General features: G+C 64.4%; 16 protein-coding genes. 4 read left to right on the top strand and 12 right to left on the bottom strand.

Going from position 1 to position 16,621, the window contains the following annotated elements; all coding sequences use genetic code 11:
• Positions 1 to 44: 44 nt before the first annotated feature.
• Positions 45 to 1,010 carry a tyrosine recombinase XerC gene (locus I3J27_RS01990; protein ID WP_270164644.1) on the top strand — a complete coding sequence of 322 codons (966 nt, stop codon included), beginning with the start codon at positions 45 to 47 and terminating at the stop codon, positions 1,008 to 1,010.
• Between the two features lie 97 nt (positions 1,011 to 1,107).
• Positions 1,108 to 1,698 carry a DUF4337 domain-containing protein gene (locus tag I3J27_RS01985; protein ID WP_270164641.1) on the top strand — a complete coding sequence of 197 codons (591 nt, stop codon included), beginning with the start codon at positions 1,108 to 1,110 and terminating at the stop codon, positions 1,696 to 1,698.
• A gap of 198 nt (positions 1,699 to 1,896) precedes the next feature.
• Here the strand turns inward: I3J27_RS01985 and I3J27_RS01980 are convergent, their stop codons facing one another.
• The 10 genes from I3J27_RS01980 to zapE all read right to left on the bottom strand — a co-directional run bounded on the left by I3J27_RS01980 (position 1,897) and on the right by zapE (position 14,384).
• Positions 1,897 to 2,427 carry a hypothetical protein gene (locus I3J27_RS01980; protein ID WP_270164638.1) on the bottom strand — a complete coding sequence of 177 codons (531 nt, stop codon included), beginning with the start codon at positions 2,425 to 2,427 and terminating at the stop codon, positions 1,897 to 1,899.
• A gap of 34 nt (positions 2,428 to 2,461) precedes the next feature.
• Positions 2,462 to 3,862, bottom strand: a complete 1,401-nt coding sequence (lpdA, locus tag I3J27_RS01975; protein WP_270164635.1) for a dihydrolipoyl dehydrogenase — start codon at positions 3,860 to 3,862, stop codon at positions 2,462 to 2,464.
• Between the two features lie 38 nt (positions 3,863 to 3,900).
• Entirely contained in the window at positions 3,901 to 4,662 is a 762-nt protein-coding gene (locus tag I3J27_RS01970; RefSeq protein ID WP_270164632.1) for an SDR family oxidoreductase, read from the bottom strand.
• 52 nt (positions 4,663 to 4,714) lie between these two features.
• On the bottom strand, positions 4,715 to 5,953 hold the full coding sequence (odhB, locus tag I3J27_RS01965; RefSeq protein ID WP_270164629.1) for a 2-oxoglutarate dehydrogenase complex dihydrolipoyllysine-residue succinyltransferase: 1,239 nt from the start codon (positions 5,951 to 5,953) through the stop codon (positions 4,715 to 4,717).
• Positions 5,954 to 6,129: 176 nt separating this feature from the next.
• The gene (locus I3J27_RS01960; protein ID WP_270164627.1) at positions 6,130 to 9,096 is read right to left on the bottom strand and encodes a 2-oxoglutarate dehydrogenase E1 component; all 2,967 of its coding nucleotides are present in this window, start codon (positions 9,094 to 9,096) and stop codon (positions 6,130 to 6,132) included.
• Between the two features lie 137 nt (positions 9,097 to 9,233).
• Positions 9,234 to 10,118 carry a succinate--CoA ligase subunit alpha gene (gene sucD / locus I3J27_RS01955; protein ID WP_270164624.1) on the bottom strand — a complete coding sequence of 295 codons (885 nt, stop codon included), beginning with the start codon at positions 10,116 to 10,118 and terminating at the stop codon, positions 9,234 to 9,236.
• A 36-nt stretch (positions 10,119 to 10,154) separates the two neighbouring features.
• On the bottom strand, positions 10,155 to 10,634 hold the full coding sequence (locus I3J27_RS01950) for a DUF1579 family protein (RefSeq protein ID WP_270164621.1): 480 nt from the start codon (positions 10,632 to 10,634) through the stop codon (positions 10,155 to 10,157).
• A 4-nt stretch (positions 10,635 to 10,638) separates the two neighbouring features.
• Positions 10,639 to 11,835, bottom strand: coding sequence for an ADP-forming succinate--CoA ligase subunit beta (gene sucC, locus I3J27_RS01945; RefSeq protein ID WP_270164618.1), 1,197 nt, complete (start codon positions 11,833 to 11,835; stop codon positions 10,639 to 10,641).
• A 205-nt stretch (positions 11,836 to 12,040) separates the two neighbouring features.
• Entirely contained in the window at positions 12,041 to 13,009 is a 969-nt protein-coding gene (gene mdh / locus I3J27_RS01940; RefSeq protein WP_151646186.1) for a malate dehydrogenase, read from the bottom strand.
• Between the two features lie 190 nt (positions 13,010 to 13,199).
• Positions 13,200 to 14,384: a cell division protein ZapE gene (zapE, locus tag I3J27_RS01935; protein WP_270164611.1), complete on the bottom strand. Its 1,185-nt coding sequence runs from the start codon at positions 14,382 to 14,384 to the stop codon at positions 13,200 to 13,202.
• Between the two features lie 196 nt (positions 14,385 to 14,580).
• Here zapE and I3J27_RS01930 point away from each other — a divergent pair, with 196 nt between their 5' ends.
• Together I3J27_RS01930 and I3J27_RS01925 are read left to right on the top strand one after the other, a co-directional pair.
• Entirely contained in the window at positions 14,581 to 14,835 is a 255-nt protein-coding gene (locus I3J27_RS01930) for a type II toxin-antitoxin system VapB family antitoxin (RefSeq protein ID WP_270164609.1), read from the top strand.
• Complete coding sequence (locus I3J27_RS01925) at positions 14,835 to 15,239, top strand: type II toxin-antitoxin system VapC family toxin (protein WP_270164607.1); 405 nt, start codon at positions 14,835 to 14,837, stop codon at positions 15,237 to 15,239. The genes I3J27_RS01930 and I3J27_RS01925 overlap by 1 nt, the downstream gene beginning before the upstream one ends.
• A gap of 16 nt (positions 15,240 to 15,255) precedes the next feature.
• Here the strand turns inward: I3J27_RS01925 and thpR are convergent, their stop codons facing one another.
• Together thpR and I3J27_RS01915 are read right to left on the bottom strand one after the other, a co-directional pair.
• Positions 15,256 to 15,792 carry an RNA 2',3'-cyclic phosphodiesterase gene (gene thpR / locus I3J27_RS01920; RefSeq protein WP_270164605.1) on the bottom strand — a complete coding sequence of 179 codons (537 nt, stop codon included), beginning with the start codon at positions 15,790 to 15,792 and terminating at the stop codon, positions 15,256 to 15,258.
• Positions 15,793 to 15,966: 174 nt separating this feature from the next.
• Entirely contained in the window at positions 15,967 to 16,602 is a 636-nt protein-coding gene (locus tag I3J27_RS01915) for an arylesterase (RefSeq protein ID WP_270173017.1), read from the bottom strand.
• Positions 16,603 to 16,621: the final 19 nt, after the last annotated feature.

The following is a 16,621-nucleotide window of genomic DNA, read 5'->3' as shown; positions in this document are numbered from 1 at the left end:
GGTCTGATGCGATATACTGTGCGGAATCATTACGTCCAGAGCGCATGAGCAAAGCGGCCGCCCCACACATCGAGCTCGCCAGCGCCGATCCCTCGATCGCGCAGGAGATGACGCGCTGGCTGTCGCATCTCGGCGCTGAGCGGCGGCTGTCGCCGAAGACGCTGGAGGCCTATGGCCGGGACTTGCGGCAGTGCCTGGATTTCCTGTGCAGCCATTGGGGCGAGCGCGTGACGCTCGCACGTTTCGCGGCGCTGGAAGCCACCGATGTGCGCGCCTTCATGGCGATGCGCCGCGCCGACGACATTGCCGGCCGCTCGCTGATGCGCGCGCTGGCGGGCCTGCGCTCGTTCGGCCGCTTCCTCGAACGCGAAGGCAAGGGCAAGGTCGGCGCGCTCTCCGCGATCCGCGCGCCGAAAGTCGCAAAGAGCCTGCCGAAGCCGCTGCCGATGGCATCCGCAAAGCGTCTTGCGGATGCCGACGAGCGCGCCGGCGAGGAGCGCGAGACCTGGATTTTGGCGCGCGACGCTGCGGTGATGGCGCTGCTATATGGCTCGGGCCTGCGCATCTCCGAAGCGCTCGGCCTGAAGCGTCGCGAGGTGCCGCGTCCGGGCGAAGGCGACGTGCTGATCGTGACGGGCAAAGGCAACAAGACCCGGATGGTGCCGGTGCTCCAGAACGTGCTCGCGCTGGTGCAGGACTACGTTTCGATGTGTCCGTATCCGCTGCCGGCCGAGGGGCCGATCTTCGTCGGTGCCCGCGGCGGTCCCCTGAGCCCGCGCATCATCCAGCTCGCGATGGAGCGGCTGCGCGGCGCGCTCGGTCTGCCCGACAGCGCCACGCCGCATGCGCTGCGCCACTCCTTCGCCACGCATCTGCTCTCACGCGGCGGCGATTTGCGCGCGATCCAGGAATTGCTTGGCCATTCCTCGCTGTCGACCACGCAGATCTATACCGGCATCGACTCCGAGCGCCTGCTCGAGGTCTATGCCAGCGCGCATCCAAGACGCTGAAGAATTGGCGGTGACACACTGACGTCATAACTTGCTTGCCTCTTGCGCAGGCCGCGCGGTTCGGTCAATCGTTGCGGAACCGAGGCAGGAGGGATTTATGAGCGCACATGAAAGCATGGAGCATGCCGAGCACGCCGAACACGCGTCCGGCTCGAACAAGAAGATCGCGCTTCTGATCGCCGTGCTGGCGCTGTTCCTGGCGATCTCGGAGACGCTCGGCAAGGGCGCCCAGACCGAATCGATCAGCAAGAACGTCGAGGCCGCCAATCTCTGGGCGTTCTTCCAGGCCAAGACCATCCGCCGCACCGTGGTGCTGACCGCATCCGAGCAGGGCAAGCTCACGCTGGGCACGATTACCGATGACGCCCAGAAGGCGATCGTGCAGAAGCAGGTCGACGACTGGGCCAAGACGGCGCAGCGCTACCGCTCCGAGCCCGAGACCGGCGAAGGCACCGAGCAGCTCGCCGAGAAGGCCAAGCATGCCGAGCACGAGCGCGACGAGGCGACCGCGAAGTATCATCACTTCGAGCTCGCGTCAGCCGCCTTCCAGATCGGCATCGTGTTGGCCTCGGCCACCATCATCACCGGCATGCTCGCGCTGGCCTATGTCAGCGGCGTGCTGACCCTCGCCGGCCTGCTCATGACCGCGCTCGGCCTGTGGTGGCCGCATCTGGTGCATTTGCATTAGGGCGTTGAGACGCGTGGCTTGACGCCACAAGGACAGTGTCATGCCCCGCGAAAGCGGGGCATCCAGTACGCCGCGGCTTCTCAGTTCTGATCTCGATGTCTCTGGAATACCGGATTGCCCGCCTTCGCGGGCAATGACACCGAGTATATGGCGATGACATCGAGTGTGTGGCGATAGCACTGGGTCCGTGGCGAGCAGCTAGCGCGCTTCGTGTACGCTCTTCCTGAAACGCTGGATCAGACGCAGCGTCCGTGACGACCAGCCCTCGCCGTTGCCGGCAATGAGTTCGCGGATGCGCTGCTTGACGGGATCGACCAGCTCGGCAGCCTTGGCGCGCAGCCTCATCACGAGGTCATAGATCCGCTCGAACCAATGCATCTCCATGAGCTTGTCGCGCGTGACGTCGAACACGAAGGCGGTGACGCCGACGCCGAGCAGCTTTGCGAACAGGAACGTGGATACGCCGGTGAGCCAGTATTCATGCGTGAGCAGATACAGGCCGATCAGCTTGAGCGGAAACAGCGGAATGATCGGCACCGCGAACACGATCAGCGTCATGGCCGGCGGCAGCGCATCGACGCGCTCCGTCAGCCATTGCTTGAAGCGTGCGAGCGGGATGGCTGCGACAACCCGCGCGACGATCGGTTCGAGATGGTCCCACAGCCAGGCTTCGATCAGGAAGATGATCGCGAGCAGGACCCAGACCGGTTGAAGAAGGCGGCGCAGCATGTGTTTCCCGCCCGTTTCGGTGCTGGGCGCGGACCTACATATGGATGGCCCGCTTGCCGACTGCAAGCGCGGCTTCCTTGACGGCTTCCGAACGGGTCGGATGGGCGTGGCAGGTGCGCGCGAGATCCTCCGCACTGCCGCCAAACTCCATGAGAACGCAGGCTTCGTGGATCATTTCGCCGGCCTCGATGCCGATAATGTGGACGCCGAGCACGCGATCGGTCTTCGCATCTGCGAGAATCTTCACAAAGCCGTCAGTGGTCTGGTTGACCTTGGAGCGGCCGTTGGCGGTAAAGGGAAACTTCCCGACGGTATAGGCGACGCCCGCCTGCTTGAGTTCCTCCTCGGTCTTGCCGACGGAGGACACTTCCGGCGTGGTATACACCACGCCTGGGATAACGTCGTAGTTCACGTGGCCGGCCTGCCCTGCGATGATCTCGGCAACGGCGACGCCTTCATCCTCGGCCTTGTGCGCGAGCATGGGCCCAGCAACGACGTCGCCGATGGCATAGACGCCCTTGAGGCTGGTGGCGAAATGCGGGTCGATCTGCACGCGACCGCGATTGTCGAGCGCAACACCGGCTTCCTTCAGACCGAGCCCGTCGGTGTACGGCACGCGGCCGATGCAGACGAGAACGACATCGGCATCCAGCGTCTCGGCCGCGCCGCCGGCGGCGGGCTCGATGGTCGCCTTCAGCGACTTGCCGGAGGTGTCGACCGCGGTGACCTTGGCCCCTAACTTGAACGCAAAGCCCTGCTTCTCGAGGATACGCTGGAATTGCTTGGCGATCTCGCCGTCCATGCCGGGCAGGATGCGGTCCAAAAATTCGACGACGACGACTTCGGCGCCGAGGCGCTTCCAGACCGAGCCGAGCTCGAGACCGATCACGCCGGCGCCGACGATCAGGAGCTTGCCGGGGACCTTGTCCAACGACAGCGCGCCGGTTGACGACACGATCCGCTTCTCGTCGATCTCGATGCCCTTGAGACGCGCGATGTCCGAGCCCGTCGCAATCACGATGTTCTTGGTCTCGATCACCTGCGACTTGCCGTCGGCCGAGACTTCGACCTTGCCGGTGCCCAAAATCTTGCCGGTGCCCTTGAGCACGTCGACCTTGTTCTTCTTCATCAGGAACTCGACGCCCTTGACGTTGCCGTCGATGCCCTGCTGCTTGAAGTTCATCATCGCAGGAAGCTCTAACTTCGGCGCGGAGACGTTGACGCCCATCTTGGCGAAGGAATGCCCGGCTTCCTCGAACATTTCGGAGGCGTGCAGCAGCGCCTTCGACGGCATGCAGCCGACATTGAGGCAGGTGCCGCCGAGGGTGGCGTTCTTTTCGACCACGGCGACTTTCATGCCGAGCTGGCTGGCGCGCACCGCGCAGACATAACCGCCCGGTCCGGTGCCGATCACAACGAGGTCATAGGTAGCCATGAGAGAAAGTCCCGTGAGTTTAGCGTGATGAGGATGTGTCAGCGTCCGCCGGACACATCGAGAGTGGCTGCGGTGACATAGGAGGCCTCGTCCGACATCAGCCAGACGATGGCATTGGCGATTTCGTCGGCGGTGCCGACACGCTTCATCGGCACCATATGGGCCAGACGATGATGCCGATCGGGCTCGCCGCCGGAGGCGTGGATTTCGGTATCGATCAGGCCGGGGCGAATGCCCGCGACGCGAATGCCTTCGCTCGCGACCTCATAGCCGAGGCCGGTGGTGAAGGAATCGATCGCGCCTTTGGACGCCGCATAATCGACATAAGTATTGGGCGCGCCGAGCTTGGCAGCAACCGACGACAGATTGACGATGACGCCGCCCTTGCCGCCGTGCTTGGTCGACATCCGCTTCACGGCTTCGCGCGCGCAGAGGATGGAGCCGGTGACGTTGACCGCCATCACGCGCTGGATGCGCTCGGCCGACATTTCGTCGACGCGCACGCCGCTTGTGCCGACGATGCCGCCATTGTTGACGAGGGCACCGAGGGTGCCGAACTTGTCGGCTTGCTTGAACAGCTCGACGATATCGCCCTCCTCGGCGACATCGCATTTCACCGCTATCGCCTTGCCATTGCTGGCCTCGATCTGCGCGACCACCTCGTCGGCGGCCTGCTTGTTGCTGGCATAGCCGACCACGACGCGATAGCCGCGCGCGGCCGCCGCAAGCGCGGTCGCCCGCCCGATGCCGCGGCTGCCGCCGGTGATGACAACGACTTTATCGGTCACGCGCGCCTCCATGGTTCGACACGCGCCGTCGCGAGGGGCGACGGCGCTCGCAGAGCATCAGGGATCAGAGATCGAGCACCAGGCGCGCCGGATCTTCCAGGCTCTCCTTGACGCGAACCAGGAAGGTGACGGCTTCCTTGCCGTCGATGACGCGGTGATCGTAGGACAGCGCCAGATACATCATCGGGCGGACCTCGATCTTGCCGCCGACGACCATCGGCCGCTCCTGGATCTTGTGCATGCCGAGAATGCCGGACTGCGGCGCGTTCAGGATCGGGGTCGACATCAGCGAGCCGTAGATGCCGCCGTTGGTGATGGTGAAGGTGCCGCCCTGCATCTCGTCGATCTTGAGCTGGCCGTCACGGGCGCGGCGGCCGAAATCGGCGATGCCCTTCTCGATGTCGGCGATCGACTTGTGGTCGCAGTCGCGCACCACGGGCACGACGAGGCCCTTGTCGGTGCCGACGGCGACGCCGATGTGGTAGTAGTTCTTGTAGATCAAATCGGTGCCGTCGATCTCGGCGTTGACGGCCGGGATGTCCTTCAGCGCCTGCACGACGGCCTTGGTGAAGAAGCCCATGAAGCCGAGCTTGGAGCCGTGCTTCTTCTCGAACGCATCCTTGTAGTGGGCCCGCAGCGCCATCACGTTGGTCATGTCGACCTCATTGAAGGTCGTCAGCATCGCCGCGGTGTTCTGCACGTCCTTGAGGCGGCGCGCGATGGTCTGACGCAGGCGGGTCATCTTGACGCGCTCTTCGCGGGCGGCGTCATCGGCCGGCGAGGGGCTGCGGACCTGCACGGCGGCGGCGGGCTGGTTGACCGGGGTCGGCGCGGAGGCCGCACGCTCGATCGCAGCGAGCATGTCGCCCTTGGTGACGCGGCCGTCCTTGCCGGAGCCCGGAACGGTCGAGGCATCGACGCCGGTCTCGGCGGACAGCTTGCGCACGGACGGGGCGAGCGGGGCATCGGCGGGCGGCGCCTTCGCGGCCGGAGCCGGAGCAGCAGCCGCGGCGGCCGGAGCGGCAGCGGCGGGCTTTGCGGGCGCAGCGGCCGGCTTCGCAGCGCCGGCACCGTCGGTGATCTGGCCGAGCAGCGCACCGACCGCGACGGTCGTGCCGTCGGCGGCGATGATCTCGCTCAGCGTGCCGGCAGAGGGCGCCGGGACTTCGATGGTGACCTTGTCGGTCTCGAGCTCCACCAAGGGCTCGTCGACGGCGACGGCGTCGCCGGCCTTCTTGAACCAGCGGCCGATGGTGGCCTCGGTGACGGATTCGCCGAGCGTCGGCACACGAATTTCAGTCATGGTCTTTTCCTTAAGGAGATCGCCGGTGCGGTCATGAATTCCAATGTCATCGGCCCGCGAAAAGCAGGCCATCCAGCGAGCCGGGACGCATCGCATGCACGAGGACGTCACGGACCGGATGCCCCGCTCCGGTGCGCAAGCGCGCACAAGGCGGGGCATGACGCAGTTCAAAAAGTTCAGCTCAGTGCTTCGTCCAGGAACGCCTTCAGCTGCGCCTGATGCTTGGACATCAGACCAGTGGCGGTCGCGGCGGAAGCGGCGCGGCCGACATAACGCGGACGCCGGCTCACGCCGTTCACCTGGTTGAGCACCCATTCCAGATAGGGCTCGATGAAGTGCCAGGCACCCATGTTGCGGGGCTCTTCCTGGCACCACACCACTTCGGCCTTCTTGAAGCGGGACAGCTCGGCCACCAGCGCCTTCAGCGGCACCGGATAAAGCTGCTCGACGCGCATCAGATAGATGTCGTCCATGCCGCGCTTCTCGCGCTCCTCGTAGAGGTCGTAATAGACCTTGCCGGAGCACAGCACGATGCGGCGGATCTTCTCGTCGGGGACGAGCTTGACCGCTTCGCTCGGCAGCATCTGGGCGTCATCGTAGAGAATGCGGTGGAAGGTCGTTCCCTTCGCGAGTTCCTCGAGACGCGAGACCGCCCGCTTGTGGCGCAGCAGCGACTTCGGCGTCATCAGGATCAGCGGCTTGCGGATCTCGCGGTGCAGCTGGCGGCGCAGCACGTGGAAGTAGTTTGCCGGCGTGGTCGGATAGACCACCTGCATGTTGTCTTCCGCGCACATCTGAAGGTAACGCTCCAGGCGCGCCGAGGAATGCTCCGGACCCTGGCCCTCATAGCCGTGCGGCAGCAAGCAGACGAGGCCGGACATGCGCAGCCATTTGCGCTCACCCGAAGAGATGAACTGGTCGAACACGACCTGCGCACCGTTGGCGAAGTCGCCGAACTGGGCTTCCCACAGCGTCAGCGTGTTCGGCTCGGCGAGCGAATAGCCGTATTCGAAGCCGAGCACGGCCTCTTCCGACAGCAGCGAGTTGATGACCTCGTAATGGCCCTGCTCGTTGCCGAGATGGTTGAACGGCGTGTAGCGGCTCTCGTCTTCCTGGTCGATCAGGACCGAGTGACGCTGCGAGAAGGTGCCGCGCTCCGAGTCCTGTCCGGACAGGCGGACATGATGGTTCTCGTTGAGCAGCGTGCAGAACGCCAGCGCCTCGCCGGTCGCCCAGTCGATGCCGGTGCCGGAGTCGATCGCCTTGGAGCGGTTCTCGAGGAAACGCTGGATGGTGCGGTGGGCGCGGAAGCCGTCCGGCACCTTGGTGATCTTGCGGCCGATATCCTTCAGCGCGGCGACGTCGACGCCGGTCACGCCGCGGCGCGCATCTTCTTCCTGGTCGGCGATCTTGAAGCCGGCCCACTTGCCGTCGAGCCAGTCGGCCTTGTTGGGCTTGTAGCCGGAGCCGGCTTCCAGCTCGGCATCGAGCCGCGCGCGCCAGTCGGCCTTGGCCTTGTCGACCTCGCCCTCGGTCAGCACGCCTTCGCTGACGAGGCGGCGGGCGTAGAGCTCGAGCGTGGACGGGTGCGCCGCGATCTTCTTGTACATCACCGGCTGGGTGAATGCCGGCTCGTCGCCCTCGTTATGGCCATGCCTGCGGTAGCAGAACATGTCGATGACGACAGGCTTGTGGAATTTCTGCCGGAACTCGATCGCGACCTTGGCCGCGAACACCACGGCTTCCGGATCGTCGCCGTTCACGTGGAAGATCGGCGCGTCGATCATCTTCGCCACATCCGACGGATAGGGCGAGGAACGCGAGTAACGCGGATAGGTGGTGAAGCCGATCTGGTTGTTGACGATGAAGTGCACGGAGCCGCCGGTGCGGTAGCCCTTCAGGTCCGACAGACCGAAGCATTCCGCGACCACGCCCTGGCCGGCGAACGCGGCGTCGCCATGCATCAGGAGCGGCAGCACCGAGATGCGCATGTCGGGCGGATCGCCGTGCTGGTCCTGCTTGGCGCGGACCTTGCCGAGCACGACGGGATCGACGATCTCGAGATGCGAGGGATTGGCGGTCAGCGACAGATGGATGCGGTTGCCGTCGAACTCGCGGTCCGAGGACGCGCCGAGGTGATATTTGACGTCGCCGGAGCCTTCCACCGCGTCAGGGTTGGCCGAGCCGCCCTTGAACTCGTGGAACAGCGCGCGGTGCGCCTTGCCCATCACCTGGGTCAGCACATTGAGGCGGCCGCGATGCGGCATGCCCAGCACGATTTCCTTCACGCCGAGATTGCCGCCGCGCTTGATGATCTGCTCGAGCGCGGGGATCAGGGATTCGCCGCCGTCGAGGCCGAAGCGCTTGGTGCCGGTGAACTTGGTATCGCAGAACTTTTCGAAGCCCTCGGCTTCGATCAGCTTCATCAGGATGGCGCGGCGGCCTTCGCGGGTGAACGAGATCTCCTTGTCCGGACCCTCGATGCGCTCCTGGATCCAGGCCTTCTGCGCGGCATTGCTGATATGCATGAACTCGACGCCGAGCGTCTGGCAGTAGGTGCGCTCGCAGATCGCGGTGATCTCCCGAAGCGTGCCGTATTCGAGCCCGAGCACGTGATCGAGGAAGATCTTGCGGTCGAAATCGGCCTCGCTGAAGCCGTAGGTGCGCGGGTCGAGCTCTTCGCGGTTGCGCGGGGCTTCGATGCCGAGCGGATCGAGCTTGGCGTGGAAATGGCCGCGCATGCGGTAGGAGCGGATCAGCATCAGGGCGCGGACGGAGTCGCGCGTCGCCTGGAGCAAATCGGCTGAGGAGAGGCCGGCGCCCTTGTCACCCGCCTTCTGCGCCTTGGCGGCGATCTTGGCACCGACCGCCTTCTCGACTTCGGCCCAGTTGCCGTCGAGGGCGGAGGTCAGATCGTCCTGCGGGGTCAGCGGCCAGTTGGTGCGCTCCCAGGACGGGCCCTCGGCGTTCTTCCGGACGTCGGCGGGCTGGTCGTTGAGGCTCTTGAAGAATTCCTGCCACTCGGCGTCGACCGAGGACGGGTCCTTCTCGTAGCGGGCGTAGATTTCGTCGATGTAGGTGGCGTTGGTGCCCTGCAAAAAGGAGGAGAGGGCAAAGGCTGCGTTCGCGTCTTGGCGAGACATACTTGAGTTCCTGGCGATTTCGGTTCGCGCATAACAAACGGCGCTAGCGCTGGGCTCCCCGGCAGAGGCCCAGCGCGACAGGCACCATTTACCCTATTTGCTGCGAAACTTCGCCCGGAAAAGTACGAAGAAGTGAATTAGCCCTTCAGTATTTCGGCAAGCGTGTGACCGAGGCGGGCGGGAGACGGGGACACTGTAATCCCTGCGGATTTCATCGCGTCGGTCTTGGAACCGGCGTCGCCCTTGCCGCCCGAGATGATCGCGCCGGCATGGCCCATGCGGCGGCCGGGAGGGGCGGTGACGCCGGCGATGAAGCCGACCATCGGCTTCTTGCGGCCGCGCTTGGCCTCGTCCTTGAGGAACTGGGCGGCGTCCTCCTCGGCGGAACCGCCGATCTCGCCGATCATGATGATCGATTCGGTCTTGGGGTCGGCGAGCAGCATCTCCAGCACGTCGATGAACTCGGTGCCCTTGACCGGGTCGCCGCCGATGCCGACCGCGGTGGTCTGGCCGAGGCCTTCCTGGGAGGTCTGGAACACGGCTTCGTAAGTGAGCGTGCCGGAGCGGGAGACGATGCCGACCGAGCCGGTCTTGAAGATGTTGGCGGGCATGATGCCGATCTTGCACTCGCCGGCGGTCATGACGCCCGGGCAGTTCGGCCCGATCAGGCGCGACTTGGAGCCAGCCAGCGAGCGCTTTACGCGCACCATGTCGACGACAGGAATGCCCTCGGTGATGCAGACGATCAGCGGGATCTCGGCGTCGATAGCTTCGCAGATTGCGTCGGCCGCGCCCGGCGGCGGCACGTAGATCACCGACGCATCGGCGCCGGTCTTCTCACGCGCATCGCGAACGGTGTCGAACACCGGCAGGCCCAGATGCGTCGCGCCGCCTTTGCCCGGCGAGGTGCCCCCGACCATCTTGGTGCCGTAGGCCATCGCGGCCTCCGCATGGAAGGTGCCGTTCTTGCCGGTGAAGCCCTGGCAGATGACCTTGGTGTTCTTGTCGATCAGGATGGACATGAGGTCTGCTTTCGCGAAACTAACAGAGTGAGAGGGTCAGTGGATGCGGCGGTAGACGCCGGTGAGCACGTCGGCCCAGCCTTCCGCGTCCGGCGAGAACTGGATCTTCAACGAGTAGGAATCCTCATTGATGATTTCGTAGACGTGGCGCGCATTGCCGCGGAGCGAGCCGCGCACCAGCGTCAGGGTCTTGCCGACCCACCCGCCGGAGGCGGGCGAGGGCGGCGTGTAGCCGAGCGAGTCGTACCAGAACAGTTTGTAGCTCCGGTCGTCGCGGTCGTAGGTGAAGATGCCGTGGGTGGCGAAGATCTGCTTGCCGTCGCGCATCTGGACACTGTCCTGGATCAGATAGAATCCATTGAGATCCATGTGCGCAACGACGTGCGAGGTGGCCGGCCCGCCCTCCGTCCAGCGCGACGGAAAGACCACCTCTTCGCCATTCCATTCGCCGGCGAACGCGGCGAGGCGCGCATGCTCTGCAAGTGGGGATGATGCGGCGAGATGGTCCTGGGCCATGGCCTTAGCCTCCCTTGACGGCCTTCACGATCTTCTGCGCGGCGTCGTCGAGATTGTCGGCCGGCACCACGTTCAGGCCGGATTCTCGGATGATCTTCTTGCCGAGCTCGACATTGGTGCCTTCGAGACGAACCACCAGCGGCACGCTGAGGCCGACTTCACGAACCGCAGCCGTGACGCCTTCGGCGATCACGTCGCACTTCATGATGCCGCCGAAGATGTTGACCAGGATGCCCTTCACGTTGGGATCGGCGGTGATGATCTTGAAGGCGGCCGCGACCTTCTCCTTGCTGGCGCTGCCGCCGACGTCGAGGAAGTTCGCCGGCGCCATGCCGTAGAGCTTGATGATGTCCATCGTCGCCATGGCGAGGCCGGCGCCGTTGACCATGCAGCCGATGTTGCCGTCGAGGGTGACGTAGTTGAGGTCGTATTTCGACGCCTCGATTTCCTTGGCGTCTTCCTCGGTCTCGTCGCGCAGCGCGAGCACCTCGGGGTGGCGGAACAGCGCGTTGTCGTCGAACGACACCTTGGCATCGAGCACGCGGAGCTGGCCCTGCTTGGTCACGACCAGCGGGTTGATCTCCAGCATCGACATATCCTTGGCGACGAAGGCCGTGTAGAGCTGCGCGGTGAGCTTCTCGGCCTGCTTGGCGAGATCGCCCGAGAGCTTCAGCGCGTTCGCAACCGTGCGGCCGTGATGGCCCATGACGCCGGTGGCGGGATCGATCGAGAAGGTCACGATCTTCTCGGGCGTGTTGTGCGCGACGTCCTCGATGTTGACGCCGCCCTCGGTCGAGACGACGAAGGAGACGCGCGAGGTCTCGCGGTCGACCAGGATCGAGAGATAGAACTCCTTGTCGATGTCGGAGCCGTCCTCGATGTAGAGGCGGTTGACCTGCTTGCCGGCGGGGCCGGTCTGGATCGTCACGAGGGTGGCGCCGAGCATCTGCTTGGCGAATTCGGTGACCTCGGCGGCCGACTTGGCGATGCGGACACCGCCCTTGTCGCCGGCGGAGGCTTCCTTGAACTTGCCCTTGCCGCGGCCGCCGGCATGGATCTGGCTCTTCACCACATAGACGGGACCCGGCAGCGCCTTGGCGGCGGCTTCCGCGTCGGCGGGCTTCAGGACGGGCACGCCCTTGGAGATCGCTACGCCGAACTCGCTCAGCAGCGCTTTGGCCTGGTACTCATGGATATTCATATGGTCGCTCCCTGAACCCGCGGGCGGTGACCTCAAGGGCCCACCTCAGTCTTGTGGCTGGCATACCATATACCACAGGAACTGCAACCCGGATTCTTTGACTTCGAGATCTCTGGACTGCCGAACCCGGAGCCTGCCCGACGCAGGGCCCGGAAATGAAACCGCCGAAGACCGGGTTTCGATCTTCGGCGGAGATTGTTTGACCTTAGCGGCCGAGAAGATCGGGTGCGATCTTCCTGCAGGCGTCGACCAGGCCCTGCACCGCGCCGACCGACTTGTCGAACGCCTCGCGGTCCTTGCCGGCGAGCTCGATCTCGACGACGCGCTCGACGCCCTTGGAGCCGATCACGACGGGCACGCCGACATACATGTCCTTCACGCCGTATTCGCCGTTGAGGTACGCAGCCGACGGCAGCACGCGCTTCTTGTCACGCAGATAGCTCTCGGCCATCGCGATCGCGGACGCGGCCGGGGCATAGAAGGCCGAGCCGGTCTTGAGCAGGTTGACGATCTCGGCGCCACCGTTGCGGGTGCGGTCGACGATCTCGTCGAGGCGCGCCTGCGAGGTCCAGCCCATCTTGACGAGGTCGGGCAGCGGGATGCCGGCAACGGTGGAGTACTTCACCAGCGGCACCATGGTGTCGCCATGGCCGCCGAGCACGAAGGCGGTGACGTCCTCGACCGAGACGTTGAACTCGTCGGCCAGGAAGTAGCGGAAGCGCGCCGAATCCAGCACGCCGGCCATGCCGACGACCTTCTTGTGCGGCAGGCCGGAGGCCTTCTGCAGCGCCCAGACCATCGCGTCGAGCGGGTTGGTGATGCAGATGACGAAGGCGTCGGGCGCGTACTTCTTGATGCCGGCACCGACCTGCTCCATGACCTTGAGGTTGATGGAGAGGAGGTCGTCGCGGCTCATGCCCGGCTTGCGCGGCACGCCGGCGGTGACGATGCAGACCTTGGCGTTGTCGAGTGCTTCGTAGGAGTTCGCACCGGTGTAGTGCGCGTCAAAGCCGTCGACCGGCGAGGATTGCGCGATGTCGAGCGCCTTGCCCTGCGGCACGCCCTCGGCGATGTCGAACATCACCACGTCACCCAGCTCTTTCAAGCCGATGAGATGAGCCAGCGTTCCGCCGATCTGACCGGAGCCAATCAAAGCAATCTTGTCGCGCGCCATGTGAACCTGTCCTTTAGACACGTAAGGAGGGGAAAACTGAGAGGGTGGTTATCCCTTTCGCTTCCGCCGTTCAAGTCGGTGGATGCCCAATTGTCGGGCTTGGCGATGCTTCGGGCACGCGCGGCGCGCGCTTCCGCCTTTGAGCTTCGGCGGGCAAGTCGCGTGGAATGACAGCGCTGGCAAATAGGACTTAAGTCTCCACGAGGCCCTTGGTGGAGCCGCTGGCGGTGGAATCCTTGCGGCCGTGAGCCAGCGCCAGATAGGATTCCGAGCTCATCTCGATCAGACGCGAGGCGGTCCGCTTGAACTCCATGGCCTCGTTGCCCTCATGGGCGAGGTAGAGCGAGATCGGGTTGGCGTCGGCCGAGGCCATCAGCTTCACCGCATTGTCATAGAGCGTGTCGATCAGCGTGATGAAGCGCTTGGCGGCGTTGCGCTGGGAGAAGTCCATCACTGGAATACGGTCGACCAGGATGGTGTGGTAGTCGTGCGCGAGCCTGAGGTAGTCGGATGCGCCGAGCGGCTTCTCGCAGAGATCGGCGAACGAAAACCGCGCCACGCCATGGGCCGAGCACGGCACGTGCAGGATGCGGCCCTTGATCGTGATGTCGCGCGACTTGCATTTGGCGCCGCCCGACATCTTCGACCAGGCGCGGTCGAGCGCGGTATCCGCATCGGCATCCGCCGGCGTCAGCCACATCGGCACGCCCTGGAGCTTTTCGAGCCGGAAGTCGGTGCGCGCATCGAGCCGCGCGACGTCCATGTGGTCGGTGATCTGCTTGATGAAGGGCAGGAACAGCGCGCGGTTTAAGCCGCCCTTGTAGAGATCGTCGGGCGCAACGTTGGAGGTCGCGACCACCACCGTGCCGAGCTCGAACAATTTTGCGAACAGGCGACCGAGGATCATCGCGTCCGCGATGTCGGTGACGTGGAATTCGTCGAAGCAGAGCAGCCAGCTCTCCTCGAAGATCGCGTTCGCCGTCAGCGCGATGACGTCGCCATCGGCGATCTCGCCGCGCGCGATGCCCTGGCGATAGTCGTAGATGCGCTCATGCGCTTCCGCCATGAATTCGTGGAAATGCGCCCGCCGCTTGTGCTCGACGGAAGAGTGCTGGAAGAACAGATCCATCAGCATCGTCTTGCCGCGGCCGACCTCGCCATGGATGTAGAGCCCGCGCGGCGCCTCGTCCTTGTCGCTGGAGAACAGGCGGCTGAGCAGGCCCTGCTTGCGCTGCGGCGTGTAATTCGCGAGCCGCTGGTCGAGCGCCGCATAGGCCTCGGCGACCTCGGCCTGCGCCGCGTCGGGCTCGATCGCGCCGGAGGCGATCTGGGCCTGATAGGCCTCGCTGAATGGGGAACTGGGGGTCGAGAGCATCGCCCTTTACCGCCAGAGACCGGCGGAAATTGCAACTGCGTATTGGCGCAACGGCTTATGCGCTCTGTTTCCGTGAGGAGCTCGCTTGCTGTGCCCGGACCTCGGGATCGATGCCGTTTTTCACGCGACCACAGAGATCCGTTCTTGCCTTCCTCACGGCTAGAATATACCTATTGAGGAACCTAGGAACCTCAACGTGGCGCTGAGCATCAAGGACCCCGAAACCGAGCAATTGGCGCGGAGCCTGGCGCAATTGACCGGCGAGACCATTACGACGGCGACGAAGCGCGCCATCGAGGAGCGCTTGCGTCGACTCGGCGGTCAAGCGCGCAAAGACGCACTGCTGGAAGACATGGCCGAGATCAGGCGACGCTGGAGCGAAATGCGGGTCGTGGATGACCGCACGCCCGAGCAAATTCTCGGGTACGACGAGGATGGATTGCCGCGCTGATGGTGATCGACACATCGGCGATCGTAGCAATCGCACTCAATGAAGCCGATGCAGCCAATATCGAGCGACTGATCGCGGACGATCCGATCCGCCTGATTTCCGCGGCAACAGTGCTCGAAGCAACGATGGTGATCGAGACACGGCTCGGCGATGCAGGCGGCCGTGAGTTCGATCTTTGGCTCGTCAAAATCGGCGCAGAGGTCGTGGCGGTCGATGCCGAACAAGCCGATGCCGCACGGCGCGCCTGGCGACGCTGCGGCAAGGGCCGTCACGTCGCGTCGCTCAACTACGGTGATTGCTTTTCCTACGCGCTGGCTATGACACGCGGCGAAGCACTGCTGTTCAAAGGCGAGGACTTTGCGAAGACCGACGTCAGCCGAGCAGGCGGAGCGCCGCCGAGATAGCGCGGTGAGGTGAGATCTACTCACACAGCTCGTAAGCGTCCTCGACCACATATGGTCCGCCACCGGTCGATGCACGCGACGAGAACAAGACAAAACGCTCGGCCATGAACGCCTTGCTCGGGAAGTAGCCGCGCAGCGAGAGATAGTCGGCGACGTCGCGGTCGGTGGCGTCGTGCAGGCGGGCGAGCGTGACATGCGGGATGAACTTGCGTCCCTCCGGATCGAGACCGATCCGCTGCATCATGCGTTCGAGCTCGGCCTGCAATTCCATCAGCGGCTTGCTCGGCGCGATGGTGGCGACCACCGCGCGCGGCTTGCGGCCGCCGAAGCTCGTGAGCCCCTGCACCTTGACCTCGAACGGCTTGCGGTCGACGCGAAACAGCATCGAGGCGATCTCGTTGGCGTAGAGGCCGTCGATATCGCCGATGAAGCGCAAAGTGACGTGATAATTTTCGGGATCGATCCAGCGGGCGCCTGGAAGGCCACCTCGCAAATTGGAAAGCGTCTGGCAGACCTCGGCCGGGATTTCCAGACCAGTAAACAAACGCGGCATCGTTTCGCACTCCCGATGCTTGGGCATGATCCCCAGGAGAGATCATATCCAAATTTTAGAGCCGGTGACGAATCACCGGTACCCTGATTCCTATCGCAGTTGTGTGACTCTGCGAAGCATCGTGCGCCCGCCCCCGGGAAAACACTGGGAATTAGGGTTAGCTTTGCCTGCTTTTCATCGTCGTTGCTCGCTTATGTTGCGCAGGAATGCCTCCACGGTGGGCATGATGTTGCCGACGATGATGTCGACGCCGGCCGCCGTCGGATGAATGCCGTCGGCCTGGTTGAGCTTGGCATCCGCCGCGACACCTTCGAGGAAGAACGAATAGAGCGGCACGTCGAATTTTTTCGCCAGATCCGGATAAATCGAATTGAAGCGCGCGGCGTAATCGTCGCCGTAATTCGGCGGCGCCAGCATGCCGCACAGCATCACCGCGATCTTGCGAGCCTTGAGACGCTGGACGATGTCGGTCAGTGCGGTGCGTGTCAGGCCGGGATCGATGCCGCGCAGCGCGTCGTTGGCGCCGAGCTCGACGATGACGCCGTCGGTTCCGTCAGGCACCGACCAGTCGAGCCGGTCGCGGCCGCCGGACGTGGTGTCGCCGGACACCCCGGCATTGGTCATGTCGATGGCTATGCCTTTGGCCTGCAAGGCTTTTTGGAGCCTCGTGGGGAACGCTTCCTGGGCCGGGAGGCCGAGGCCGGCGCTCAGGGAATCGCCGAGAACGACAAGCTTGACCGGTTTTGTCGCCTCCGCCCAAGCCGGCCTTGCAACCGTCATCAAAGCGAACATCAACACGGCTATGTGCATGAAGAATCCGTAACGCCTC

This window comes from Bradyrhizobium xenonodulans, from assembly GCF_027594865.1.
Taxonomy (GTDB): domain Bacteria; phylum Pseudomonadota; class Alphaproteobacteria; order Rhizobiales; family Xanthobacteraceae; genus Bradyrhizobium; species Bradyrhizobium xenonodulans.
Note: the sequence above shows the minus strand (reverse complement) of the source record. Positions and strands in the feature narration are given on the sequence as shown.

Coding starts and splice junctions, on each gene's coding strand:
- I3J27_RS01990 (WP_270164644.1), top strand. CDS start 45: ATGAGCAAAGCGGCCGCCCCACACATCGAGCTCGCCAGCGCCGATCCC.
- I3J27_RS01985 (WP_270164641.1), top strand. CDS start 1,108: ATGAGCGCACATGAAAGCATGGAGCATGCCGAGCACGCCGAACACGCG.
- I3J27_RS01980 (WP_270164638.1), bottom strand. CDS start 2,427: ATGCTGCGCCGCCTTCTTCAACCGGTCTGGGTCCTGCTCGCGATCATC.
- lpdA (WP_270164635.1), bottom strand. CDS start 3,862: ATGGCTACCTATGACCTCGTTGTGATCGGCACCGGACCGGGCGGTTAT.
- I3J27_RS01970 (WP_270164632.1), bottom strand. CDS start 4,662: ATGGAGGCGCGCGTGACCGATAAAGTCGTTGTCATCACCGGCGGCAGC.
- odhB (WP_270164629.1), bottom strand. CDS start 5,953: ATGACTGAAATTCGTGTGCCGACGCTCGGCGAATCCGTCACCGAGGCC.
- I3J27_RS01960 (WP_270164627.1), bottom strand. CDS start 9,096: ATGTCTCGCCAAGACGCGAACGCAGCCTTTGCCCTCTCCTCCTTTTTG.
- sucD (WP_270164624.1), bottom strand. CDS start 10,118: ATGTCCATCCTGATCGACAAGAACACCAAGGTCATCTGCCAGGGCTTC.
- I3J27_RS01950 (WP_270164621.1), bottom strand. CDS start 10,634: ATGGCCCAGGACCATCTCGCCGCATCATCCCCACTTGCAGAGCATGCG.
- sucC (WP_270164618.1), bottom strand. CDS start 11,835: ATGAATATCCATGAGTACCAGGCCAAAGCGCTGCTGAGCGAGTTCGGC.
- mdh (WP_151646186.1), bottom strand. CDS start 13,009: ATGGCGCGCGACAAGATTGCTTTGATTGGCTCCGGTCAGATCGGCGGA.
- zapE (WP_270164611.1), bottom strand. CDS start 14,384: ATGCTCTCGACCCCCAGTTCCCCATTCAGCGAGGCCTATCAGGCCCAG.
- I3J27_RS01925 (WP_270164607.1), top strand. CDS start 14,835: ATGGTGATCGACACATCGGCGATCGTAGCAATCGCACTCAATGAAGCC.
- thpR (WP_270164605.1), bottom strand. CDS start 15,792: ATGCCGCGTTTGTTTACTGGTCTGGAAATCCCGGCCGAGGTCTGCCAG.
- I3J27_RS01915 (WP_270173017.1), bottom strand. CDS start 16,602: ATGCACATAGCCGTGTTGATGTTCGCTTTGATGACGGTTGCAAGGCCG.